The sequence below is a fragment of the Microbacterium sp. MPKO10 genome (genome assembly GCF_026107415.2).
Lineage (GTDB): Bacteria > Actinomycetota > Actinomycetes > Actinomycetales > Microbacteriaceae > Paramicrobacterium.
The window spans coordinates 552,841-575,425 of record NZ_JAPCHX010000001.1; the positions used below are offsets into that span (position 1 = coordinate 552,841).

The 22,585-nt window shown below is 65.8% G+C and carries 22 protein-coding genes; 8 read left to right on the forward strand and 14 right to left on the reverse strand.

The features are described 5' to 3' along the window. Positions 1-280: 280 nt before the first annotated feature. Positions 281-1,747 (forward strand): alpha/beta hydrolase, encoded by a 1,467-nt coding sequence (locus tag OK352_RS02630; protein ID WP_265139836.1) that lies wholly within the window; start codon positions 281-283, stop codon positions 1,745-1,747. A 149-nt stretch (positions 1,748-1,896) separates the two neighbouring features. Here the strand turns inward: OK352_RS02630 and OK352_RS02635 are convergent, their stop codons facing one another. The 7 genes from OK352_RS02635 to OK352_RS02665 form a co-directional block, all read right to left on the reverse strand. Further along, on the reverse strand, positions 1,897-2,652 hold the full coding sequence (locus OK352_RS02635; RefSeq protein WP_265139837.1) for an ABC transporter ATP-binding protein: 756 nt from the start codon (positions 2,650-2,652) through the stop codon (positions 1,897-1,899). Then, on the reverse strand, positions 2,649-3,476 hold the full coding sequence (locus OK352_RS02640; RefSeq protein ID WP_265139838.1) for an ATP-binding cassette domain-containing protein: 828 nt from the start codon (positions 3,474-3,476) through the stop codon (positions 2,649-2,651). The genes OK352_RS02635 and OK352_RS02640 overlap by 4 nt, the downstream gene beginning before the upstream one ends. Next, positions 3,473-4,354 carry an ABC transporter permease gene (locus OK352_RS02645; protein ID WP_265139839.1) on the reverse strand — a complete coding sequence of 294 codons (882 nt, stop codon included), beginning with the start codon at positions 4,352-4,354 and terminating at the stop codon, positions 3,473-3,475. Before OK352_RS02645 ends, OK352_RS02640 begins: the two co-directional genes overlap by 4 nt. Then, a complete protein-coding gene (locus OK352_RS02650; protein ID WP_265139840.1) occupies positions 4,351-5,313 on the reverse strand; it encodes an ABC transporter permease in 963 nt (320 codons plus the stop codon). The genes OK352_RS02645 and OK352_RS02650 overlap by 4 nt, the downstream gene beginning before the upstream one ends. A 58-nt stretch (positions 5,314-5,371) precedes the next feature. Then, positions 5,372-6,868: an ABC transporter substrate-binding protein gene (locus OK352_RS02655; protein ID WP_265139841.1), complete on the reverse strand. Its 1,497-nt coding sequence runs from the start codon at positions 6,866-6,868 to the stop codon at positions 5,372-5,374. A 45-nt stretch (positions 6,869-6,913) separates the two neighbouring features. Continuing rightward, positions 6,914-7,777, reverse strand: a complete 864-nt coding sequence (locus OK352_RS02660; RefSeq protein ID WP_265139842.1) for a DUF1684 domain-containing protein — start codon at positions 7,775-7,777, stop codon at positions 6,914-6,916. A gap of 166 nt (positions 7,778-7,943) precedes the next feature. Next, the gene (locus tag OK352_RS02665) at positions 7,944-8,783 is read right to left on the reverse strand and encodes an NAD-dependent epimerase/dehydratase family protein (protein ID WP_265139843.1); all 840 of its coding nucleotides are present in this window, start codon (positions 8,781-8,783) and stop codon (positions 7,944-7,946) included. Between the two features lie 64 nt (positions 8,784-8,847). Between OK352_RS02665 and OK352_RS02670 the strand changes: the two genes are divergently transcribed. Further along, positions 8,848-10,698 carry a DUF2207 domain-containing protein gene (locus OK352_RS02670; protein ID WP_265139844.1) on the forward strand — a complete coding sequence of 617 codons (1,851 nt, stop codon included), beginning with the start codon at positions 8,848-8,850 and terminating at the stop codon, positions 10,696-10,698. Positions 10,699-10,757: 59 nt separating this feature from the next. On the opposite strand, the gene OK352_RS02675 is transcribed toward OK352_RS02670, so the two are convergent. The 4 genes from OK352_RS02675 to OK352_RS02690 all read right to left on the reverse strand — a co-directional run bounded on the left by OK352_RS02675 (position 10,758) and on the right by OK352_RS02690 (position 15,867). Further along, entirely contained in the window at positions 10,758-11,663 is a 906-nt protein-coding gene (locus OK352_RS02675; protein ID WP_265139845.1) for a serine hydrolase, read from the reverse strand. A 91-nt stretch (positions 11,664-11,754) separates the two neighbouring features. Next, positions 11,755-13,734: a M13 family metallopeptidase gene (locus OK352_RS02680; RefSeq protein ID WP_265139846.1), complete on the reverse strand. Its 1,980-nt coding sequence runs from the start codon at positions 13,732-13,734 to the stop codon at positions 11,755-11,757. A 64-nt stretch (positions 13,735-13,798) separates the two neighbouring features. Next, positions 13,799-14,788 (reverse strand): SDR family NAD(P)-dependent oxidoreductase, encoded by a 990-nt coding sequence (locus OK352_RS02685; RefSeq protein WP_265139847.1) that lies wholly within the window; start codon positions 14,786-14,788, stop codon positions 13,799-13,801. 44 nt (positions 14,789-14,832) lie between these two features. Further along, the gene (locus OK352_RS02690) at positions 14,833-15,867 is read right to left on the reverse strand and encodes an aldo/keto reductase (protein WP_265139848.1); all 1,035 of its coding nucleotides are present in this window, start codon (positions 15,865-15,867) and stop codon (positions 14,833-14,835) included. Positions 15,868-15,986: 119 nt separating this feature from the next. Between OK352_RS02690 and OK352_RS02695 the strand changes: the two genes are divergently transcribed. The 3 genes from OK352_RS02695 (at position 15,987) to OK352_RS02705 (ending at position 18,457) form a co-directional block, all read left to right on the forward strand. Beyond that, complete coding sequence (locus OK352_RS02695; protein WP_265139849.1) at positions 15,987-16,556, forward strand: TetR/AcrR family transcriptional regulator; 570 nt, start codon at positions 15,987-15,989, stop codon at positions 16,554-16,556. 103 nt (positions 16,557-16,659) lie between these two features. Continuing rightward, positions 16,660-17,133 carry a hypothetical protein gene (locus OK352_RS02700; protein WP_265139850.1) on the forward strand — a complete coding sequence of 158 codons (474 nt, stop codon included), beginning with the start codon at positions 16,660-16,662 and terminating at the stop codon, positions 17,131-17,133. Between the two features lie 34 nt (positions 17,134-17,167). Further along, a complete protein-coding gene (locus OK352_RS02705) occupies positions 17,168-18,457 on the forward strand; it encodes an MATE family efflux transporter (RefSeq protein ID WP_265140267.1) in 1,290 nt (429 codons plus the stop codon). Positions 18,458-18,466: 9 nt separating this feature from the next. Here the strand turns inward: OK352_RS02705 and OK352_RS02710 are convergent, their stop codons facing one another. The 3 genes from OK352_RS02710 to OK352_RS02720 form a co-directional block, all read right to left on the reverse strand. Beyond that, positions 18,467-18,805 carry a DUF4333 domain-containing protein gene (locus OK352_RS02710; protein ID WP_265139851.1) on the reverse strand — a complete coding sequence of 113 codons (339 nt, stop codon included), beginning with the start codon at positions 18,803-18,805 and terminating at the stop codon, positions 18,467-18,469. A 142-nt stretch (positions 18,806-18,947) separates the two neighbouring features. After that, complete coding sequence (locus OK352_RS02715) at positions 18,948-19,658, reverse strand: hypothetical protein (RefSeq protein ID WP_265139852.1); 711 nt, start codon at positions 19,656-19,658, stop codon at positions 18,948-18,950. A 48-nt stretch (positions 19,659-19,706) separates the two neighbouring features. After that, the gene (locus OK352_RS02720; protein WP_265139853.1) at positions 19,707-20,318 is read right to left on the reverse strand and encodes a TetR/AcrR family transcriptional regulator; all 612 of its coding nucleotides are present in this window, start codon (positions 20,316-20,318) and stop codon (positions 19,707-19,709) included. Positions 20,319-20,362: 44 nt separating this feature from the next. On the opposite strand from OK352_RS02720, the gene OK352_RS02725 reads away from it, so the two are divergent. The 3 genes from OK352_RS02725 to OK352_RS02735 all read left to right on the forward strand — a co-directional run bounded on the left by OK352_RS02725 (position 20,363) and on the right by OK352_RS02735 (position 22,573). Then, positions 20,363-20,755 (forward strand): hypothetical protein, encoded by a 393-nt coding sequence (locus OK352_RS02725; protein WP_265139854.1) that lies wholly within the window; start codon positions 20,363-20,365, stop codon positions 20,753-20,755. Positions 20,756-20,834: 79 nt separating this feature from the next. Next, the gene (locus OK352_RS02730; RefSeq protein ID WP_265139855.1) at positions 20,835-21,749 is read left to right on the forward strand and encodes an ABC transporter ATP-binding protein; all 915 of its coding nucleotides are present in this window, start codon (positions 20,835-20,837) and stop codon (positions 21,747-21,749) included. Next, complete coding sequence (locus OK352_RS02735; protein WP_265139856.1) at positions 21,746-22,573, forward strand: ABC transporter permease; 828 nt, start codon at positions 21,746-21,748, stop codon at positions 22,571-22,573. Before OK352_RS02730 ends, OK352_RS02735 begins: the two co-directional genes overlap by 4 nt. The last annotated feature ends 12 nt before the right edge of the window (positions 22,574-22,585 follow it).

Sequence of the window (22,585 nt, forward strand, 5' to 3'; positions counted from 1 at the left end):
GCGAAACGCACATCGGTTTGAGAGAGTTACGAATCAACGAAGAGGCAAGCCTCCAGCAAGTTGGCGACAGATATGCTGACGTCTCAGCACGCACAAGTTCAACCCACTCGCGAGCCTCAGGCTCCCCTTGAATCATGACAAGCATCGACGAGATGGCAACGATCACTACGACAACCCTGTGGCCATGCCGTAGAACTCATCGAAGTCCAACCGACGAGCGCATCCGCTCTCTCGCACCGCGAACTGGGCGCTCTCAGCCACAGCTTCATAGACTCTCAGCATGAGTGAGCAACGCGAGTTCGTGAGCGCTGGTCGAACGACGATCATCACCGAATCGGGCATCGACACGGGCATCGACTACGTTCTGGTGCACGGCATCGGCATGGGGCACCGGTACTGGTCGGAGTTCGCCGAGGCGCTCGGCCGCACCGGACGCGTCTTCGCCCTCGACCTACCCGGGTTCGGAGACGCACCGGAGCCAGACGAACCGCTCGACATCGCAGCATCCGGTGACCTGATCGCCGAGATCGTCGCGCACGAAGGCCTGCAGAGATCGGTACTCGTTGGGCATTCGATGGGCACCGAGATCGTCGTGGAGGCAGCTGCGCGCCACCCGGAGTTCGCAGACCGCGTGGTGCTCATCGCCCCGACCGTCAACCCGCGCGAACGCACGGCGGCCAAGCAGGCCGTGCGGATGCTGCAGGATGTCTCGATGTCGAAGCCCAAGGTCATGGCACTCGGGCTCATGTATTACCTGAAGGCTGGCCCGCGCTGGTACGTCAAGAAGCTCGGCACCATGCTCGAGCATCACGTGGAAGACAGCCTGCCGAAGGTAACAGCTCCCGTGCTCGTACTGCGTGGCCGCACCGACACCGTCGTTCCCGATTACTGGGCCCGCGACGTCACGCGCCTCGTGCCCGATGGACGCTACATCGAGGTTGATGGGCACGGGCATGAGGCGATGATCACGGGTGGTGTGCAGATCGCCAAGCTGGTCGCCGAACACGCAGGCACCACGCTGCCGGACGACGACGAGATCGTCGCCGCACCCCCGCTCACTGTGCTGGGCAAGGCCGGCATCTGGGCCGCCGACTACCTGTACGCGGGGTCGCGGCAGCTCGTCTCCCTCTTTCGACGGCGACCGCCCGCGCGCTATCTCAAGGGCGATCGCCGCAAACCCGTCATCGTGCTGCTGCCCGGCGTCTATGAGACGTGGGTGTTCATGGCCCCCATCGCCGAGCGGCTCTCGAAAGCCGGGTATCGGGTGAGCGTCGTCTACGGTATGAAGCACAACCGACGCCCGATCGTCGACACATCCCGGATGCTGCAAAACGCACTCACACGCGTGCACGTCCCCTCGGCGGGGCGCATTATCGTGGCCCACAGCAAGGGCGGGCTGATCGGCAAGCACCTCATGAGCGAGGCGGACCTCGGCGTGCGCGGCATGGTCACCCTCTGCACCCCGTTCACGGGGTCGAAACTCGCGCGATACGCGGTGGGCCGGACGCTCCGTGAGTTCGGGCCAACGAACGGGACCATCACCGAACTCGCGGGCAGAACATCGGTGAACGAGCGCATCACCTCGCTGTCGCCCTCTTTCGACCCGCACGTGCCAGGCGGGAGCGCTCTCGACGGTGCACGCAATATCGCGCTGCTCGGCGCCGGGCACTTCCTGACACTCGCGTCGGAGGAAGCCGCCGATACCGTGCTCACCGAGGTCAGCAGACTCGCGGATCGCGAAGCCTGACCGCAGGTCGCGCATTCCTGTGAGCCAAACGGCTCTTCGCGTGCGCCGCAAAGGCGCATATGGCTCACATCAGCGGGCATGCAGCGTCTGTTGCGGCACCGAAGCTTGGGCGCGCTGCGTCCATTGCGGCCCTCCGTGCGGCGCCGAAGCTAGGGCAGGCGAGGGATCGCCGCGACGAGGCTGCGCGCATAGTCCGTTGTCGGCGACGACAGGATGCTGCCTGTCGCCCCTTCCTCGACGACGCGGCCGTCCTTCAGCACGACAGTGCGCTCGCACAGAGCCGCAACGCTTGTGAAGTCGTGCGACACCATGAGCAGCGCAAGCCCCGTCTCGTCCCGCAGCCGTCGCAGCACATCGATCACCTGGATGCGCGTCGTGACGTCAAGACCGCTCACCGGCTCGTCAGCCAGGAGCACCTTCGGCCGGCACACAATCGCCCGCGCGATCGCGATGCGCTGGCGCTGCCCTCCCGAGAACTCGTGGGGGAAGCGCCGAAGTGCATCCCGCTCGAGACCAACGGATGCCACAGCCTCGGCGACGCGCTCCAGGGCATCGTCGCCGGTCGCGATGCCGAGCGACCGCAGCGGTTCGGCCACGATGCGGTCGATGCGCTGACGCGGATCGAGCGACGAGTACGGGTCCTGGAATACCGTCTGCACCGACGACCGGAACCGCCGCATGAGCGTGCGATCACGGCGTGCGAGCGGAATGCCGTCGAACAGCACCTCGCCGCTCGTCGGCGCAGACAGTCCGAGAAGCAGCGACAGGATCGTGGATTTTCCTGCCCCCGACTCACCGACAAGGCCAATGCTCTCTCCCGCTCCGAGAGAGAGTGACACGTCGTGCACAACGGGTCCGCCTCGGCGATAGGCGAAGCTGGCGCCCTGAAGCTCGAGGAGACTCATGCGTCGTCACCTCCGCCAGGACTGTTACTCGACGACGGCGCAGAATCGAGGGCATCATCAAGCAGCCGCGCGCTCGCGACGAGCCGTTGCGTGTAGGCGTGGGCGGGTGCGGCGATGACGTCGCCGACGGAGCCGGATTCGACGGCGACGCCCTTCTCGAGAACGGTGACCCGCTGCGCCATGCGTGAGACGACGGCGAGGTCGTGGCTGATGAACAGAAGCGCCATGTCGCGCTCGGCCACCAGGTGATCGAGCAGGTCGAGAATCTCATTCTGCACGGTCACGTCGAGCGCCGTCGTCGGTTCGTCCGCGATCAGCAGCCGTGGGTGCGCTGCGAGCGCGATCGCGATGGCCACACGCTGCCGCTGACCGCCCGACAGCTCGTGCGGGTACGACCGTGCGATGCGCTCCCCCGGCAGCGCGACGGCGTCAAGCGCCTCAGCCACAGCGCGCGTCAGATCGCGCCCGCGCAAGCCGCGGTGCCGGGTGATGGGCTCGGCGATCTGCCGGCCGACGCGCATCAGCGGGTCAAGCGCCGTGAGCGGCTCCTGAAAGACGATGGATGCGCACGGGCCACGCAGCGGACGCAGCATCCGATCTGGTGCCCCCACGATCTGATGCCCGTCGAGCAGCACCGACCCGCGCGCGTCGAGACCGGCATCGAGAAGCCCCGTGACCGCGAGGGACGTCACCGATTTGCCCGAGCCCGATTCGCCGATGAGGCCGACGCGCTCACCGGCGTCCACGCTGAACGACAGATCGTGCACCAGCAGGGCGCCGTCGCGCGTACGCACGCTCAGTCCGGCCACCTCGAGAAGACTCATCCGTGCCTCCTCGTCGGGTCGGCGACGTCACGCAGGCCGTCGGCGATGAAGTTGACGCCGAGCACGAGCACGACGAGAGCGATGCCCGGCGCGATCGCCCCGACCGGGGCCGTCAGCACCGTGCCCTGCGCTTCGAACAGCATCCGCCCCCACGATGCGTTCGGCGGCGGCGCCCCGAGCCCGAGGTACGACAGGCTGGCCTCGGCGAGCACGGCGATGCCGAACTGCAGGGCGAGGTTGACGCCGAGCATGGGGGCGATGTTGGGCAGGATGTGACCGCCCACGACGCCCGGCCAGCGCGTGCCGCTCGTGCGCGACGCCGTGACGAACTGCTCACCAAGGACACGCCGCGCCAGAATGCGCACCAGCCGCGCCACGACGGCGGACTGCGCCAGCCCGATCGCGAGGATCGCCGACCACAGCGACGCCCCCTGCACCGCCACGACGAGCATCGCCAGCAGCAGCACGGGGAAGGCGATGATCACGTCGAGCGCCGCCGACAGCGTGTCGTCGAGCCACGGCCACGCGAACGCGGCAATGAGGCCGAGCGTCAGGCCCAGCACGGCGGCGATCGCGACGGACCCCAGGCCCACGACGAGAGCGATGCGCGCGCCGATCATGAGCTGCGTCATCAGGTCGCGCCCCAGCTTGTCTGTGCCAAGCCAGTGTTCGGCGCCCGGCCCCTCGAGGCGTGTTCCGCTCGTGTCCGACTGCGGAAAGGGCAGCCAGACGAGCGAGACCAGGGCGAGAAGAATCACGGATGCTGTCAGCACGCAGCCGATCACGAGCACGGCGCGGCGGCTGCGGCGGCGCGGGCGACGCGCTGCCGCGGCAGCATCCGGAATCTCCGTGACCTGCACGGGCGCTGTATCGCTCATCGGTTCCCCGAGACGCTCAGCCGAAGGCGCGGGTCGACGAGGCGCTGCGCGATGTCGGCCGCGAACCCGACGAGAAGCACGAAGAGGGTGCTCACCACGAGGATGCCCTGGATGTTGGGGTAGTCATGCTGGGCGATGGCGTCGAGAAGCATGTTGCCGAGACCGGGCAGCGTGAAGACGCTCTCGATCACGACGGCGCCGAGCAGCGTTGTCGAGAGCTCAATGCCGAGGATCGCGATCACCGGGACGGAGCCGTTGCGCACCCCGTGACGCCACAGCGCCTGCGCCATGCCCGCCCCGCCCGCGCGCGCGGTGCGCAGATACCCGCTGCCCAGAACGTCGAGTGTGGCGGCGCGCACGTAGCGGGTGAGCGAGGCGCTCATCACGACGGCGATGGTGATGATCGGAAGGGTCAGCGCCGTCAGAGCGTCGCCGGGCGCCTCCCAGTCATCGCGCGGGAAGCCGCCGCTCGGCAGCATCCCGAGCTGCAGCGCGAACACCCAGACGAGGATGATCCCGATCCAGAACACTGGAATCGCGATGCCGACCTGCGCGAAACCGTTGAGCAGCGTGCCGTACCAGCGGTTGGAGCCGACGGCCGCGGCCACGCCCGCGACAAGCGCGATCGCGAGGGCAAGGAGGAACCCCAGCACCGTGAGCGGGAGCGTGATCTGCAGGCGCGCGAGAACCTCGGGAAGAACCGGAAGCCCGCTGATGTACGACTCGCCGAGGTCGAAGCGCAGCATCTGCCCGGCCCACGTGGCGAACTGCTCGGCGAGCGGCCTGTCGCTTCCCACCTGCGCTCGTGCGGCGGCAATCTGCTCGGGCGTGGCGTTCACGCTCAGCAGCGCGTTCGCCGGGTCGCCCGGCAGCAGCCTCAGCAGCACGAAGATCACGACCAGGGCGACGACGAGCGACAGCACCAGGAACGCGAACCGGCGGATCAGGTAGGCAGGCATGGGTATCTCAGGTTAACGGCTGGATGCCGCGAGGCAACGCCCCGCGGCATCCATTCACTTACTTCTTGACGATGTCGTACGCGTAGAACTGCGAGTTCAGGCCGTTCACCGGGTAGCCCGAGACGTCGCTCGCGGCCACGACGATCTGCGGGTAGAGGTACAGCCACACGCTCGCAGCATCCTCGGCGATTTGCCTGTTCACCTTGGTGAGCAACTCGGTCTGCTCGTCTGTGGTCTTCGCCTGCTCGGCCTCAGCCACCCATTTCTGAACGTCGGCGTTGTCATAGCCCCAGTAGAAGTCGGGGTTGCCGTACCACACGACATCGCGATCGTTCACGTGCTCTTGCAGCGTCGCCTCGAAGTCGCGATCCTGGAACACCTTCGTGTACCACTCATCTGCGGTGATCGTGTTGATCTCGACGGTGATGCCGACCTTCGCCAGCTCTGACTTGAGGAACTCCGCGACAGCCGGATGCGGGTCATAGCTGGGGGTGTCGAGCGTGAACGAGAACCCGTCGGCGTAGCCGGCTTCGGCCAGCTCGTCCTTCGCCAGCTCTGGGTCGTACGGGTTCACGTCGCTGAGGTCCACGTACCAGGGGTCGGTCGGCGGAACCATCGAGCCGATGAGCTGGCCGTAGTCGCCCCAGATGGAGTTCAGCAGCTTCTCGCGGTCGATCGCCGAGTAGACGGCCTTGCGTACGAGAGCGTTGTCGAAGGGCTCGACGCGATCGTTGAACGCGAGCAGCTCCTTCGTCGTCGACGATCCGTCGTTCACCACGTAGTCGTCGTTGCCGTCGAACTGGCTGAGAGCGTCGGGACTCTGAACGCTCGTAATGATGTCGATCTGCCCGCTGATGAGCGCGTTGTTCTGCGACGTGGCGTCGGTGAAGTAGTGGAAGACCACCTCGGCGTTCTTCGCGGGGTCGCCCCAGTAGTCGTCCCAGCGGGTCAGACTCAGCGTGCTGCCGCGCTTCCACTCGTCGAGCGTGTACGGGCCGGTGCCGTCTACGCTCGTCTTCAGGTCTGTCGCGGCATCGTTCACGATCGACACATAGCTGAGGTTGTAGATGAACGAGATCGACCGCTGGCTGAGCGTGAAGACGACGGTGTGCTCATCCGGCGTCTCGATCGCGTCGATGACGTCGAGGCTTGACTTACGCGCCGACTGCGAGTCTTCGGCGGTGACGGCTTCGACGCTCGACTTCACGTCGGCTGCGGTCAGCGGGTCACCCGAGTGAAACTCGACATCATCGCGCAGAGTGATCGTGTATGTGAGTCCGTCTTCGCTCACCTCGTCGTCGGCGGCGAGAAGCGGCTCGACCTCACCGTCGTCCGTGAGCTTGTACAGCCCCTCGTAGACGTTGCCGCTCAGCGCCTCGGTGACGCCCTGACCGCCGCCGCCGGTGTTGCTGAGGTTCTGCGGTTCGTACAGCGACCCGATGTTGATCGTGGCGTCCGCGCCACCCTCGTCGCCCGCCGAGCCGCCGCCAGAGCAGCCGGTCAGCACGAGGGCTGCGGCGGCGATCGTTGCGGTCAGGGCTAGTTGGCGTTTCACGGTTTCTCCTGGTGCATTCTGCGGGTCATGCTGAAAAGCTGCGGGTCATGCTGCGTAGATGTCGAAGTCGCCCGTGAACCGCACGCGCTTCTCGCCGGCGGTCACCGGCACGGCAAAGCGATTCTGCGCCGGCGGCATGGGGCAGTTGTACTGCGCGCTGAACCCGCAGGGCGGAACGAACGCACGATTGAAATCGAGCGTCACGGTGCCCGATTCGCCCAAACGGATGCTGCCGTCGGCGCCGTCCGCGCGCTCTACGAAGAGGAATCGCCCGGCGCCATACGTTCCCTCGTCGCCGTCAGAGCCGTTCGTCGGGTCGCCGAACACGAGCAGAAGCGCGCCGCCGTCGTCGAACGCGGCAAACGTGTAACGGGTGCCGTCTCGCGAGAACGTGATGTCTCCGGGTACGACGAGATCGCGCGTGCCGCCATTGTCGCGGATGTGCTCGAACGGCACGGTGCGGTCGGCAGCGACGGGAGTGAATTGCGCCTCGATGACCCACTCGGGGTCGAAGGGGAACGCGTCGATGCCCTCGAACGCACGGATCGCCGGTGCCTCGGCGTCCCAGAACCGCAGACCATGCTGCACGTCGCCCGTATCGATGTCCGTGCGCGAGAGGGCAGTGACGGTGACGGATGCTGGCAGACCAGCACCCTCAGCCTCAACGTCCGGCTGCGCGCTGCCGACGGGCAGCCACCGTGTTTCGACGAGCGCGAGGTTTCCCGTGTGCCCCGTCACGGCACGGCGACGATCGTCGCGCCAGGCGGCGTGCGCGTCGCGCGCCGCCGCAGTCCCGTGAGCTGAGGCCGCCTCGTGAATCGATGCGATATCTTGGGCCGGCGCTGGGCCCTGAGCTGACGCGGCGTCGTCTGAGGCCGCGCGATCTGAGGCAGGGAGGTGTGTGGGCATCGTACTTCCGATTATCGGGCGCGAGGGAGGCCGCGGCGAATCGCGACGTCATGATCTGCAACGAATCCGAGCGGCAACGTATTCCGCACCGATTCAGGTGTCACAGATGACCCTTATACAGGCCGCATAACCGCCAATTTCGACACCTGAACTCGCGGGCGAGAAGCTACACGAGATCGAAGGGGCCATCCCGCCACGTGGGATGCTCGGGCACCCACCCCAGCGACGCGGCGAGCGTATTCGTGCTGGCACGTCCCGTCGCCCGCACGGTCAGTTCCGTCGTGTCTCCGCCCGCCGCCCACACGAGCTCCGGTGCCCATTCGTCGGCGTCCACCGGGTCGTCATCCACGATGTTCACGACTCCGCGCGGCCAGTCGAGCGCCATGACGACGGCGAGCGCCGCGTCATCGACGTGCACGAATGAGGTGTGGCGCACTGTCGCGACAACGGTGCCGCCTTCAGCCCGTTCGTAGATGCGACCGCCGCGCCCAAACCAGGTGCCTCGGCCATACAGCATCCCCATGCGCAGCACCACGCCGTGTTCGAGCCCGAGCACTCCCGCCTCCAGCGACTCCACGGCGGGAAAGAGGCTCTCATCCGTATCGGGGTCGCGGGCGATTGCGACGGACTCGTCGCCCGGCGCAGCATCCGGTTCGCCCACCCAGGCGATGCTCTCGGCGACCATGCGTGTGACGCCCGCGCGTTCGGCGGCCGCAACCAGGTTGCGCGTGCCCACAACACGCAGATGCGCATTGCCCGCGAAGTCTTCGGTGGCGAGATCGGTCAGCAGGTGCACGATGGCATCGGGGCGGGCGCCACTGACGACGGCGTCGACGGATGCTGCGTCACGCGCATCCATGACGGCTCCCTCGGCTCCGGCAGCCTGGGCAGGAAGCAGCCGTTCGGCACGGCGGCTCGTGGCAATGACGTCGTGCCCGGCCGCGGTCAGGAGCGGGACGACCCGCGACCCGATCACACCGGTTCCCCCGGCAACCAGTATCCTCATGACGCCATTGTCCTCGCCTCGACATGGAACGTCTACTCCGTCGGCGCTCGGTTAGCGTTAACGCATGCACCATCGATCACGCGCACTGTGTTCTCTGCTGGGAGCGGCAACCGCCGCCGCGCTGGTGTTCATCGGACCGGCATCTTCTGCCACAGCATCCGATGCTCAGCCCGTTCGTGCACTGGCTCCACTGGATGCTGACAGCCTCACGATCAGCTCGTTCGACGCCGAGCTGACGCTGGGCCGGGATGCAGACGATCATTCGACCCTCGAAGTCGTCGAGACGGTTGTCGCCGATTTTCCGACGGGCAACGAGAACCACGGCATCATGCGGTCGATTCCGCTCTATACGGGCGACGGGGTGTCGATGCAGACCGACCTCGTCAGCGTCACGATGGATGGCGGCGATGTGCCCTACGAGCGGGAGAATGACAGCGGGTTCCTCGAGCTGACGATCGGCGATGAGAATGCGTATATGCACGGCTCGCATACGTTCGAGATCGCCTACACGCAGCGCGATGTCGTGCAGGATTTTCCAGACACCGCGAGTCAAGAGCTCTATCGTGACATCAACGGCACCGGCTGGGAGCTGCCTTTCGGCTCCGTAACGACGACGGTGCGGCTGGACGATGGCCTCGAGGATGCTCTGACCGGCAACGCTGCCTGCTACGCGGGCGAAGAGGGCTCGACAGACACCTGCCCGATCACCGTGACCGGGTCGACGGCGACAGCGACGTCCGGCCCGTTCGAGCCCGGTGGCAACATGACGATCGCGATGGGCTTTGAGCAAGGAACATTTGCGACACCGCCGCCGTTCCGTGAGTCAGCGGCGGCGCACATCGGTGCCTGGATTCCGGCCATCGGAGCCGGCCTTCTTGCGCTCTGGCTCGTAGCTCTGCGTTTCAGCGCCTGGCGCAACGCCCGGGGCCGCGGCACGATCATTCCGCAATACACGCCGCCGCCGGGGATCTCACCACTCGAGGCGGCGCTGCTTCTGCGCGTGCGGAAGCGCGGCTTCGCCGCCCAGCTGATCCAGCTCGCCGTGCGCGGGGTCGGCCGCATCGTCGAGGACACCCGTCAATCGTCGAGCCACCCCACCTATGGGTTCCAATCGACGAATGTCGACGCTGCCGATTCGCTTCAGCCCCTCGAACGGAGTTTTCTGCACGCCGTCCTCGGCAACAACGAGAACATGGTGACCACGTGGCTCGACAAGAGAAACACCAGCCTGGGCGACCGACTCGCGCGTCGCCGCCGCGACGCCGACACAGCGATCACGTCGCGCGGGCTCGCCCGGAAGGGCTCGCTCAAGGTGAGCACCGCACTCCGCGTGCTCGCCGGCATCGCCATCTTCGGCTCGATCAGCGTGATCGCTGTGTTCAGCACGCGTGGCGGGGTGCCAGGGTACGCGTGGCTCTCGGTGCTCGTCACGATCGTGGTGTCTGTTCTCGTCATCATCTTCGCGAAGTCCCGGTACTGGTTGACCCACGAGGGAGCGCTGGTTCACGAACACCTGCGTGGTCTGAGGGACTACATCCGGCTCGCTGAGGCCGACCGCATCCGGTATCTGCAGTCGCCGCAGGGCGCCGATCGTGTCGACACTTCGGACGGGCTCGCGATCGTCAGGCTTCACGAGAAGCTGCTGCCATATGCCATCCTCTGGGGCCTCGAGAAAGAGTGGATCAGTCAGCTCACGCGCGAATACGCCACGAGCGCCCAGCCAGACTGGTTCTTCGGAAACGATCTGGCGAGCGTGGCGGTGCTGTCGTCGACGTTCACCATGGGGAGCATCATGACAACGCCGTCGTCCTCAGGCTCATGGTCGGGCTCCGGTGGGAGCAGCTCGTTCGGTGGGTCGACCGGTGGCGGATTCTCCGGCGGCGGCAGCGGAGGCGGCGGGGGCGGCGGCTGGTAGCACGCGGCACGGATGCCGTCACGGGCTGCGTGAGGGGCGTGTGAGCACTGCGCGACGCGTCAGTGCACGTACTCGAGCAGATCGTTGCCGACCGTGCGAAGCCCGTCGTTGATCGAGAGCCGTGTGACGAGGTCGGTGTCGGTGAACGACGTGGCGACGGCGTAGGCGACGCCCGCGCGCGGCCCGCGCAGCACACCCGCTTCGGCGCGGACGCCCGGCGCCGACCCCGTCTTGTTGAAGAGCGTGAGCCCGTGGGTGCCGGTGCGGTGCGAGAGCGGGTCGAGGCCGAACGCCGATGCGACGAGCGAGAGATCCATGTTGAGCGAGAGCCAGTCGACGACGCGCTGGCTCGCCGCGGGGCTGATCGCCTCTCCTCGCGCGAACTCGGCGAACAGCCACGTCAGCTCCTTCATCGAGCCGACGGAGAGGTGCGGCGCATCGTCGGGGCCGCGCTGGTCGCGCGCAATGTCGAGGAGCGCCGTGCGCTTGAGACCCAGGTTCTCGGCACGGAGGCGGACGGCGTCGAGGCCGATCTGCCGCAGCAGCACGTTCATAGCAAGGTGATCGTTTGACGCGCCGATGAGGGCCGCGAGATCGGCGATTGGCAGCGACGGCGCCTGGAGGTGCTGCCACAGGCCAGCATCCGCCGCCTGATCCTGCGTCTCGCGATCGAGGATCATGAGTGATTCGAACGCGGGATCGTCGAGACGGGCGGCGACGTCGGCGAGCAGAAGAGCTGTGCCAACGCCCGCCGTCGGCATCACAATGTAGTCGTCGATCGAGAACAGCTCACGCCCGCTCGCCAGGTCGATGGCACGAGCCGAGACCTGGACGCCATTGCGGGCGAGCGTTGCGAGCGCGCGGAACCCTGACGAGAACGTGTCGACGGGCTCCTGCGAGCGATGGCGAGCACGGCGGGCGCTCTGACGCACCCGGCGACCGGGCTCACGAGTGGGGGATGCCACGGACTACGTCCTCCTTCACAACCGGAATGTTCCAGCTGGGTTATTCGATGACGCGTTCCCCCGTGTTCTCGCACCATCGCCGTCCACAGTACTACCAGATGGTGACGCGCTGCTCCGGGTCGAGCCAGAGCGCGTCTCCTTCTTGAACTCCAAACGTAGTGTAGAACTCGTCGATATTCCTGACAATCTGGTTGCACCGGAATTCGTTGGGCGAGTGCGGGTCGATCGCCAGGAGGCGGATCACCTCGGCGTCGCGGCTCTTCTGCCGCCACGCCTGCGCCCAGGAGAGGAAGAAGCGCTCGGCACCCGTCAGCCCGTCGACGACGGGCGGCTCCTCGCCGTTCAGCGAGATCAGGTACGCCTTCCACGCGATGCTGAGTCCGCCGAGGTCGCCGATGTTCTCGCCGATCGTCAGGGCACCGTTCACGTGATGGTCGGGCGTCTGCTCGGGAGCAAGCGCGTTGTACTGCTCGATGAGCGATCCGGTGCGCTTCTCGAATGCCTCTCTATCAGCATCCGTCCACCAGTCGGTGAGCCGACCGTCGCCGTCGAACCGCGAGCCCTGGTCGTCGAAGCCGTGCCCGAGTTCGTGCCCGATCACCGCGCCGATCGCCCCGTAGTTGGCTGCGGCATCCCGTGTCGAGTCGAAGAATGGGAACTGCAGGATCGCCGCGGGGAACACGATCTCGTTGAACCCCGGGTTGTAGTAGGCGTTGACGGTCTGCGGTGTCATGAACCACTCGTCGCGATCGAGCGGCTTGCCGATCTTCGCCGTCTCGCGGTGCAGCTCGAAGCGGTTGGCGCGCGACACGTTGCCGATCAGGTCGCCTGGGTCGATCTCGAGCGCCGAGTAGTCGCGCCAGCTGACCGGGTAGCCGATCTTCGGCGTGAACTTGGCGAGCTTCTCAAGGGCGCGCTCGCGCGTGGCGGGGCTCATCCAGTCCAGCGTTGAGATCGACTGCCGGTATGCCTCAATGAGGTTGGCGACGAGAGCATCCATCGCCGTCTTCGCCTCGGGCGGGAAGTGCCGCTCGATGTACACGCGGCCCACGGCTTCGCCCATCGCGCCTTCCACGAGCGAAACGCCGCGCTTCCAGCGCTCGCGCTGATCGGGCGTGCCCGTGATGGTGCGACCGTAGAAGTCGAAGTTCTCGGCCACGAAGGCGTCGGGAAGATACGGTGCCGCACCGTGCAGCACCTTCCACGCGAGCCAGTCCTTCCAGGCGTCGAGCCTGTCGTCGACGAGCAGCCCCGCAAGGCCCTCGAGGTAGGACGGTTGCATGACGACGACCTCGCCGAGCGCCGCCTCGGGCATGTCGAGGGCACGCCGCCACGGTGTCATGTCGACGCCCGCGACGAGCGCGAGTGCGTCGTCGCCCGAGTACAGGTTGTAGGTCTTCTGCGCGTCGCGGCTGGCGACGTTGTCCCAGTGCTGCGCGGCGATCTCCGTCTCCAGCTCGAAGACACGCTGCGCACGCGCCGCGGCGTCGTCGACACCGCCGAGCTCGAACATGCGCTGCAGGTGGCCGAGGTACGACTCGCGGATCTCGGCGAACTTCTCATCGCGGTAGTAGCTCTCGTCCGGCAGGCCGATGCCGCCCTGGACCATGAACATGACGTAGCGCTCGGGATTGCCCGGGTCGTTGTCGACGCCCATGCCGACAAAGCCGCTGAGTCCGTCGTTCTCGAGGGTGCCGATCGTCTCGAGAAGCTCCGGGATCGACGAGACAGCGGATGCTGCGCGCAGCTGCTCCACGATCGGCTCGGTTCCCCGCTCGGCGATCGCTTCGGTGTTCATGAAGCTCGCATAGAGGTCGCCGACCTTGCGGGCCTCGGCGGCAGCATCCGTGTCGTCAAACACGCCCTTCTGGGCATCGAGGATGATCTGCTGGACGTTCTTCTCTGCCGCCTCAGCGAGCTGATGGAAGGTGCCCCAGCGAGCTTTGTCCCCCGGGATCTCGGTCTTCTCGATCCACGATCCGTTGACGTGCCCGAACAGGTCGTCTTGGGGGCGGATGCCGGCGCTGAGGCCGTCTATTTCGATACCGGAGTTCAGAACACCATCAGTCATGCACCCAGCCTAATCGAGCGAAGCTCTGCCGTAGCGCCCAGACCCTACGCCCCACGCCCAGGCACTATGCTTCAGCATCCAAAAGCTGCTCGCTCAGCTTCCACAGGCGCCGAGCAGAGTCCGGATCGATCGAGTGTGAGACGACGTCGGCCGGAATCTCGTCTGCCGTCACCGGCGGCTGGTCGTCGTTCAGCTGCGAGACATCGCTGTTGTTCAGATACAGACCGCCCATCCCGTCGAGCAGCGGGCTCGTGGCACCGAACGCAATCGTGGCGGCCCCCTGCTCCGCCGTCTTCTTGCCCCGCTCCGGGTCGATGATCTGGTTTCCCTTATCGTCGATCAGACCCATCTCACGCTGGACGTCCTCGCCGACAGAGCTGTTCAGCGCCGTGCTGGCAATCACGCCCGGGTGAGCGGCGAATGCCCGAATGCCGTTGTCGCGCCAGCGGCGATCCAACTCGACGGAGAACAACACGTTCGCCGTCTTCGACTGGGCGTAGGCGAGCCCGGGATCGTAGTCGTGCTCGTCAAAGTGCGGGTCATCCCAGAGGACGTCCGAGCCTCGCTGGGCACCAGAGGTTGTGTTGACGACGCGCGCGCCCTGTGCGGACTGCAGGGCGGGGAAGAGCGCCCTTGTCAGCTGAAAGTGCCCGAGGTGGTTCGTGGCGAACTGCACCTCGAAGCCGCGTGCGTCTCGCGTGATGTCAGCCGGTGCGGGATACCCCGCGTTGTTGATCAGAATGTGAAGCGGCCGGCCGGTGTCGAGCCAGCGCTGGGAGAAGGCATCGATGGATGCCGGATCAAGCAGGTCAAGCTGACTGACCTCGACCCGTGGGATTCCGGCAACCGCGGCCTCAGCGCGCTCGGGATCTCGTGAGCCGACGGTGACCGAAGCTCCGGCCGAAGCCAGCGCGCGGGTGATCACGAGGCCGAGGCCCGAATGGCCACCCGTCACAATCACGTTCTTGCCTGACAGCTCGACTCCCGCGAGAACGTCGTCAATTGTCGACGACGCGGAGAATCCGCTGCCGATGGGATGCTGCTGATGAGACATGTGCTGTTCCTTTCGTGTTCCTGATTTCTGGATCGACGTCAGTGTCATGCTGCTGCGACGTCAGAGTTGTCGCGCCGACGCAGGTTCGGTTGCTGCAGCGACGGTGGGATATACGCCGACTGATCGGGGGCACCGACCTCTGTTCCGGGCGGGACGATCTCGTCAATGCGGTCGAGCACGTCGTCAGACAACGTCAGGTCGGCCGCTGCCAGCAGGTCATCGAGCTGGTCCAGCGTTCGCGGCCCGATGAGGGTCGATGTGACGCCGGGATGCGAGGAGGCAAACGCCAGCGCGAGGTGCGGCATCGACAGTCCCGACTCGTCCGCGAGCGCGGCGATCTTCTCGACGGCGTCCAGCCGAGCCGAGTCATTGAAGCTCGGGAACATCGGTGCGCGCCGAAGATCGGTCGTCTGACCACGACGCAGTCGACCCGTCAGCATCCCCTTGGCCAGTGGACTCCACGTCAGCACACCCATTCCGTAGCGCTCCGCGACGGGAAGCACGTCGGCTTCGATTCCACGACTGAGGATCGAATACGGTGGCTGCTCCGTACGAAAGGGCTCGAGGCCTCGTCGCTCAGCAGCCCACTGCGCCTCGACGATCTGTGCGGCAGGAACGGTCGACGCGCCAATCGCGCGCACCTTTCCGCTGCGCACCAGATCCGTCAGTGCTGACAGGGTCTCGTCGAAGTCGGTGTCGGGGTCGAGGCGGTGCATCTGGTAGATGTCGATGTGATCGGTCTGCAGACGGCGAAGCGAGTTCTCGACAGCTGTCATGATCCACCGACGTGAAGCCCCTCGCTGCGTGGGGTCGTCGCTCATCGGAAGACCGAACTTCGTCGCGAGCACGACATCGTCGCGGCGGCCCTTGAGCGCCTTGCCGACGACGATCTCGGAGTCTCCGGTCGAGTAGGCGTCTGCGGTGTCGACAAGGTTGATTCCCGAATCGAGAGCCTTGTGAATGATGCGTGCCGAATCGTCGTGATCCGGGTTTCCGAGCTTTTCGGCGCCCAGCACCATAGTGCCCAGGGCAAAAGAGCTGACCCGGATGCCGGTGCGGCCAAGTGTGCGATATTTCATGAACTCTGCTTTCGTGCGAGGTGTGGCGGCTCGGTGCCGCATGACGTAAGCTGATCTAAACGGAACGTCATTCCGCTACTATACGGAACAATGTTCCGATTAAGCAAGAGGGGATTCTCATGAGCGAACGCCGGCCGCAGCGCGCCGACGCCAAACGCAACCTCGACGCCCTTGTCGAGGCAGCGAAGAGCTGCTTCGCCGAGTCAGGCGTCGATGCCCCGACGCGTACAATTGCCGAGGCAGCCGGCGTCGGCGTCGGGACCCTGTATCGGCACTTTCCGCAACGCTCCGACCTCGTCACCGCCGTCTTTCGCCACGAAGTCGACGCCTGCGCCGACGCTGCTCCGGTGCTTGCCGAAGAACTCGAGCCGGACGAGGCGCTCGTGACGTGGCTGCGACGCTATACCGACTTTCTCGGCACGAAGAAGGGGCTCGGCAAGGCACTCCACTCGGGCGATCCGGCGTTCGATGCGCTCCCCAACTACTTCGTGGATCGCCTTGTTCCCGCGCTCACATCGTTGCTCACGACTGCCGAGGCCGCTGGATCAATCAGGCCAGGGGTGAATGCGAAAGAGCTGCTCTACGCCGTCGCCAGTCTCTCCGCGCCCGTCGACTCAGAGAACTCGGCTCCTGGCACTGACATGGTGGGGCTGCTCATCGACGGTCTGAGGTACGCGCCACAGCGCTGAGCACGCCAGAGCTGTCGCTGTCGGGGAAACGTCTCTCCTGGCAGCCAACACACCCAGAGACCAGAGATCTCTGCTGTCGGAGGGTCATGACAGGGTCGTCGCCATGGAGGACGAACACACCCCGACGATCGAAGAGCTCCTTTTTCACTTCTTCGCCTGGCAAGCGGCCGGGAAGACGGGCAAGCGTCTGAGACGTGTGCAGGAGGTCGAACGACACCTGCGCGAATACCTGGAGACCGCAGGACATCGCAGCCTCACAACAGGGGGCCTCGGCATCCTGAACCTGGAGCGCCAGTTCCACCCCGACGATGCGTTCATTCGCTGCATGCACGCGGACGACCTGCTGTACACCCTCACCACATTCATCGAGCCGGCCTGGCTGCCGGACGACCGCGTTCAAGCGCGCGTACAGGTCGGCATCGTCGAGAAACTGATGAAGTGGCTGCGCGAGCACCGGCTCGTCACCTATGCCGACGAGGCGAGTGAGCTGCAGCGACTCGTCGTGGCGATCTATCGCGTCAAGCGGGCGCAGCGCACCGAGGCGACACTGCGCCGACTCGGTGAGATTCACCGTTAGAGTCGAGGGCGTGAAAGCTGTCGACCGCGAGATCATGCGCCTCGCGGTGCCCGCTCTCGGCGCGCTGATCGCCGAGCCCATGTTTCTGCTTGCCGACTCGGCGATGGTCGGGCACCTGGGTGTCGAACCGCTCGCCGGTCTGGGAATCGCGAGCGCCGTTCTGCAGACGATCATCGGTCTCATGGTCTTCCTCGCGTACGCCACAACGCCCGCCGTCGCACGGCTGCTCGGCGCGGGCGATGAGCGCGGCGGCGTCTCGGTGGGGATCGACGGAATCTGGTTGGCGCTCGCACTCGGCATCGTGCTGGCTCTCGCCGGCTGGTTCACGACACCGCTGATGATCGCCCCGTTCGGAGCGACGCCAGGCGTCGCCGACCAGGCATCCATTTATCTGGGAATCTCGATGGCGGGCATTCCCGCCATGCTCATTGTCTATGCCGCGACGGGGCTGCTGCGCGGCCTGCAAGACACCAAGACGCCGCTTGTCGTCGCCGTCGCGGGGTTCGGCGCCAACATCGTCCTCAACTACATCTTCATGTACGTGCTCGACTTTGGTATTGCCGGCTCGGCGCTGGGAACCGTCGTCGCCCAATGGGGCATGGTTGCCGCATACCTCGTGGTCGTTCTGCGCCACGCACGACGGACTCACGCGACGATCAGACCGTCGCGTGAAGGACTGCGCGGCTCAGCGCTCTCCGGCGGCTGGCTGTTCATCCGCACCGCAAGCCTCCGAGCGGCGATGCTCCTGTCGATCTTCGTCGCCACGTCGCTCGGCACGAGTGAGCTCGCGGGCTTCCAGATCATGATGACCATCTACGGCACGACGGCGTTCGCACTCGATGCCCTCGCCATCGCGGCGCAGGCGCTGATCGGCAAGGGGCTCGGCGCGGGGAACGTCGACGAAGTGAGAGCCGTTCTCGTCCGCTGCCTCGTGTGGGGCCTGGGCTCTGGAGTCGCGATCGGTGCCCTCGTCGCCGGCCTGAGCGGAGTGCTCGGTCATGCCTTCACGGGCGACGCGGATCTGGCCGCCATGATGACGCCCGCGATGATCGTTCTCGGATGCAGCGTTCCGCTCGGCGGCTTCGTCTTCGTGCTCGACGGGGTGCTGATCGGCGCTGGCGATGCGCGCTACCTCGCGCTCACCGGCATCCTGAATCTGCTGTGCTACCTGCCACTGGCCCTCTGGGTGTATTTTGCGTCCCCCTCGGGCGCATCAGGACTGGCGTGGCTGACGGCGGCGTTCAGCTTCGGCTACATCGCAGCGCGTGCGCTCACGCTCGGCATTCGCTCGCGTGGGGCGGCATGGATGCGCACGGGAGCCTGACGCGAAAGGTCAGTCGTCGGCTCGCTTGTGATCCGCCACCTTGACGGCGACGTGATACCTGCCGTCCTTGATGTCGGAGAGCGTCACGCTGGTGTCGTAGATGTCGCCTGTTGCCTCATCGATCAAATCGCACGTGATCTCGGTGCCCTCCTCGAGCGGAATCGCCTCGTCACCGCAGTCGATGGTGGGGCGCTGACCGACTTCATTTTCGAGAGCATCTGCAGCGGCCTCCGCGACGTTTTCTGGGCTCACCGTGGGAGTGACCGTGCACCCGGTTACGAGCAACGGCAACGCTGCCGCCGATATCAGTGCGCCGACGAACGACAGACGTTTTGATGATGCAGACACGGTTTTCTCCCCCTTGTTACGACGTACGGCGACGTACGATTGCTGCGTTCCGTGCGGCCGTATGTGCCGCGCGATAGTGTCACGCTAACAGCGTGCGGTCGCGTGGCCCATGGGGAGTTCTGCCCCGCCATTGCGGGCGAGTTCAGCGACGCAGACGCTCGTCCATCCGGTGCCACGCACCGATCGGCATCTCGACGAGACCGGAGATATCGGTGCCCTTGTCAGTGATGAGACCGCGCTTCTTCAGCTCTTCGAGAACCATGGCGCGGTTGCCCAGCTGCACTTTCTGCTCAGCCGTCGCGGAGCGCCACTTCACTCGTGGGCCAGGTGCCATCGGCTTCGAGACGAAGAACAAGAGGACGAGCACGACAACACCGAGCACTGCTGACACAAGGGCGATCAAGGACGTCCACGAGGCGCCGGGAAGCGGACGCACCAGCAAGTAGGCGACGAGCGAGACGACGGTCACGGGGATGGTGGTGCCGATCAGCATCATCGATCGGTCGCGAGTGCTCACCCAGAGCGCCAACTGGACGATGATCAGGACCAGGCCGATCACAAAGAAGAAGTGCGCGGGGCCGATCATATCGTCGCGCTCGGAGGGCATGTCGGCGCCGATTCCGATGATCACCAGCACGAGTCCCACGACTGGTGCCAGCAGGTACGGCACCCAGAGAAGGTAGGCGACTGCCACATTCAGCGCTCCCGGACCACCCGGGACTTCCTCTGCATCTTTCACCTGCTCGTCGGTGACGGGAAACTCCAAGATCTGCTCTTCGAGTTCGCCCCAGCGAATCGGATCCGGTAGGTCGACGGTGCGCGCCCACTCCCTGACACCCGGCTGCTGCCCCATTGCTGCTCCTCCCGCTCGATCGTGCCGCCCAGCATACCGACCCGCGGGTCACGGACCGACAACGTCGCGCGTTACGAGCGCACGCGCCGCCGCAGCCATGTACTCTTCGCTCACCTGCGGCGTGATACCGAACACGACGCCCTGGCTCAGCCCGAGCAACACGGCTCGCAATGCCGGAACGAGACGTCGCGCCTGCCGTTCGGTCACGCGTGCACCCGCGAACCCTCGGCCGGAAAGCACCGCTACGAGACGCTCTTCTTGGTCGGCGACCGATGCCGCGAGTCGTCGCCCAAGGCCCTCGTCGCGCAGAGCGACGTCGTGAACGGTCATCTGGAACTGCAGAGAGTTCCGCGCATCCGGCTCATCGCACGTGCGCCGTATGTGGCGAGCGATGGAGGCGACGGCCTCCGACAGGTCGGCGTCGGGGGGAACAGCTGCGTCGATCTCGTCATAGTGAGGTGCGAGAAAGTCGGCCACAGTCTCGACGAGCAGACCGCCCTTGCTTCCAAACAGCGAGTACACAGCCCCCGTTGTCAGGCCCGCCCGCTCGACAATGTCCTCGAGACGCACGGCAGAGCCATCACGAGCCAGGAGGGCGCGCGCCGCCGTGATCAGTGCCTCACGATTGCGCCTTTTTGCTTCTTCTCGTATTGCAAGCATAATCACATTATACTAATAATCTCATTATCAGAATGGATCAGGACATGACCACACTCCCGTCCACGCCGCGTGGAGCCACGCGAGCGGGCGTCGTCGCAGACGGCTTCTTCAAGATGACGCTCGGTCTCGTCTACCTCGTCGCGTGCGTCCCACTCGCATCCGCATTGGGGGTCCCCGTATGGCTCGCCATCCTCGCTGGCATCACCGTCGCCCTCGTCGGAATGACAGAAGCCCGACTCGCCTCCCACCGGACCACGCGCAGTCTTCTCGTCTCGCTTGCTCTGTACGACGGACTCTGGGTTCTCGTCACCATCGCCGCTCTCCTCTTGGCATCGGGGGACAGCTCACTCGGTGGCGTCCTGTGGCTGGGGTACCAGATCATCGCGGCCGTGATCTTGACGGCGACGCTCGTGTCTGGCGTCGGGCGCGCGCGCTGACAGCCTCCACCGATCGGTGGAGGCAAAATCAGCCGGTCAGGCGCTGTCGCAGAACGAGCTGTGCAACGACGCTGGAAGCATGGCAACCACAGACACTCCAGACGACGCGAATGTCGTTGTCGAGGTGCATAACCTCCGCAAGACCTACGGATCCTTCGTTGCGCTCGACGGCGTCAGCTTCGACATCCACCGGGGCGAGACCTTCGCCCTGCTGGGGCCGAACGGCGCTGGCAAATCCACGACGATCGAGATTCTCGAGGGCTACCGGCAGCGCACATCGGGCGAGGCGCGGGTGCTCGGCGTCGACCCCGGCATCGGCGGTCTGCCCTGGCGGGCACAGCTCGGCATTGTGCTGCAGTCGACGGGTGAGACGGGAAATGTCACCGTACGCGAGCTCTTGACGCAGTTCGCCGGCTACTACCCCGCGCCGCGCGACGTCGACGAGGTAATCGCTTCCGTCGGTCTCAGGGAGAAGGACAAGACCCGCATCGGCAAGCTCTCGGGCGGGCAGCGACGGCGCGTCGATGTGGCACTCGGCATCATCGGCAACCCTGCGTTGCTGTTCCTCGATGAGCCGACGACCGGTTTCGATCCCGAGGCGAGGCGGCAGTTCTGGGGGCTGATCCGCTCGCTCAAGGCGTCGGGAACCAGCATCCTGCTCACCACCCATTATCTTGACGAAGCCGCGCAGCTGGGCGACCGGGCAGCCGTCATCGCGGGAGGACGTCTCATCGACATCGGCAAAATCGACGAGATCGGCGGGGCCGCGTCACGCATGCCGGTCGTGCGGTGGACGGATGCCACTGGGCGACGCCGTGAAGAACGCACACCCGAGCCGGGCCGCGCCGTCGCCGCGCTCGTCGCCGAGGCGGGCGGCGAACCGCGAGACATCGAGATCGCACGACCGACGCTTGAGGACGTCTACCTCTCGCTCATCGGGGCCGATTCTGATGACGCGTACGATTCCGAACCCGTCGAGGAGGTCCGCGCATGACCGCCACCGCCACACTGCCCACGTTCTCGCCCGCGCGATCGCTGGCCCTCGGCATCCGTCGTGTGCCGTTCGAACTGAAGATGTACTTCCGCGCGGGCGATCAGGTGTTCTTTACATTCCTGTTTCCCACACTGATCTACTCGCTGTTCGCTGCGGTGTTCAGCGACCAGGAGCTACCGGGAGAGCTCACCATGGCGACGTACTACTTGCCCGGAATGATCGCCGGCGCGATTCTGCTCTCCGGCGTGCAGAACCTCGCCTCAGACATCGCCGTCGAGAAGAGCGACGGCACGCTCAAGCGCCTGGGCGGCTCGCCGCTCTCACCCGTTTCGTACTTCATCGGAAAGCTCGGTCAGGTCGTCGTGACGAGCGTGCTGCAGATCGGGCTTCTTGTCGGTGTAGCGGTCCTGGCGTTCGGGGCGCAGCTGCCCACGACGGCTGAAGCGTGGGGAACCATCGCCTGGGTGTACGTGCTGGGGATCGCCGCATGCGCTTTCGCCGGCATCGCTCTCTCGGCCGTGCCACGCTCGGGCAAGACAGCCACAGCCGTCATCATTCCGATTGTGCTCGTGCTGCAGTTCATCTCCGGGGTGTACCTGCAGTTCTCGATGCTCCCGAGCTGGCTGCAGACGACATCGGGACTTTTCCCGGTCCGCTGGATGGCGCAGGGCCTCCGGTCGGCGTTCCTTCCTGAATCCTGGGCAGCACAGGAGCCAACCGGCAGCTGGGACCTGTGGCTCGTCGCACTCAACCTCGGGCTCTGGATCATCGCAGCCCTCGTGCTCTCGCGGCTCACATTCCGCTGGATCCACAAGGATCGCTGATGTGGCGTGAGA

Coding starts and splice junctions, on each gene's coding strand:
- OK352_RS02630 (WP_265139836.1), top strand. CDS start 281: ATGAGTGAGCAACGCGAGTTCGTGAGCGCTGGTCGAACGACGATCATC.
- OK352_RS02635 (WP_265139837.1), bottom strand. CDS start 2,652: ATGAGTCTCCTCGAGCTTCAGGGCGCCAGCTTCGCCTATCGCCGAGGC.
- OK352_RS02640 (WP_265139838.1), bottom strand. CDS start 3,476: ATGAGTCTTCTCGAGGTGGCCGGACTGAGCGTGCGTACGCGCGACGGC.
- OK352_RS02645 (WP_265139839.1), bottom strand. CDS start 4,354: ATGAGCGATACAGCGCCCGTGCAGGTCACGGAGATTCCGGATGCTGCC.
- OK352_RS02650 (WP_265139840.1), bottom strand. CDS start 5,313: ATGCCTGCCTACCTGATCCGCCGGTTCGCGTTCCTGGTGCTGTCGCTC.
- OK352_RS02660 (WP_265139842.1), bottom strand. CDS start 7,777: ATGCCCACACACCTCCCTGCCTCAGATCGCGCGGCCTCAGACGACGCC.
- OK352_RS02665 (WP_265139843.1), bottom strand. CDS start 8,783: ATGAGGATACTGGTTGCCGGGGGAACCGGTGTGATCGGGTCGCGGGTC.
- OK352_RS02670 (WP_265139844.1), top strand. CDS start 8,848: ATGCACCATCGATCACGCGCACTGTGTTCTCTGCTGGGAGCGGCAACC.
- OK352_RS02680 (WP_265139846.1), bottom strand. CDS start 13,734: ATGACTGATGGTGTTCTGAACTCCGGTATCGAAATAGACGGCCTCAGC.
- OK352_RS02685 (WP_265139847.1), bottom strand. CDS start 14,788: ATGTCTCATCAGCAGCATCCCATCGGCAGCGGATTCTCCGCGTCGTCG.
- OK352_RS02690 (WP_265139848.1), bottom strand. CDS start 15,867: ATGAAATATCGCACACTTGGCCGCACCGGCATCCGGGTCAGCTCTTTT.
- OK352_RS02695 (WP_265139849.1), top strand. CDS start 15,987: ATGAGCGAACGCCGGCCGCAGCGCGCCGACGCCAAACGCAACCTCGAC.
- OK352_RS02700 (WP_265139850.1), top strand. CDS start 16,660: ATGGAGGACGAACACACCCCGACGATCGAAGAGCTCCTTTTTCACTTC.
- OK352_RS02705 (WP_265140267.1), top strand. CDS start 17,168: ATGCGCCTCGCGGTGCCCGCTCTCGGCGCGCTGATCGCCGAGCCCATG.
- OK352_RS02715 (WP_265139852.1), bottom strand. CDS start 19,658: ATGGGGCAGCAGCCGGGTGTCAGGGAGTGGGCGCGCACCGTCGACCTA.
- OK352_RS02720 (WP_265139853.1), bottom strand. CDS start 20,318: ATGCTTGCAATACGAGAAGAAGCAAAAAGGCGCAATCGTGAGGCACTG.
- OK352_RS02725 (WP_265139854.1), top strand. CDS start 20,363: ATGACCACACTCCCGTCCACGCCGCGTGGAGCCACGCGAGCGGGCGTC.
- OK352_RS02730 (WP_265139855.1), top strand. CDS start 20,835: ATGGCAACCACAGACACTCCAGACGACGCGAATGTCGTTGTCGAGGTG.
- OK352_RS02735 (WP_265139856.1), top strand. CDS start 21,746: ATGACCGCCACCGCCACACTGCCCACGTTCTCGCCCGCGCGATCGCTG.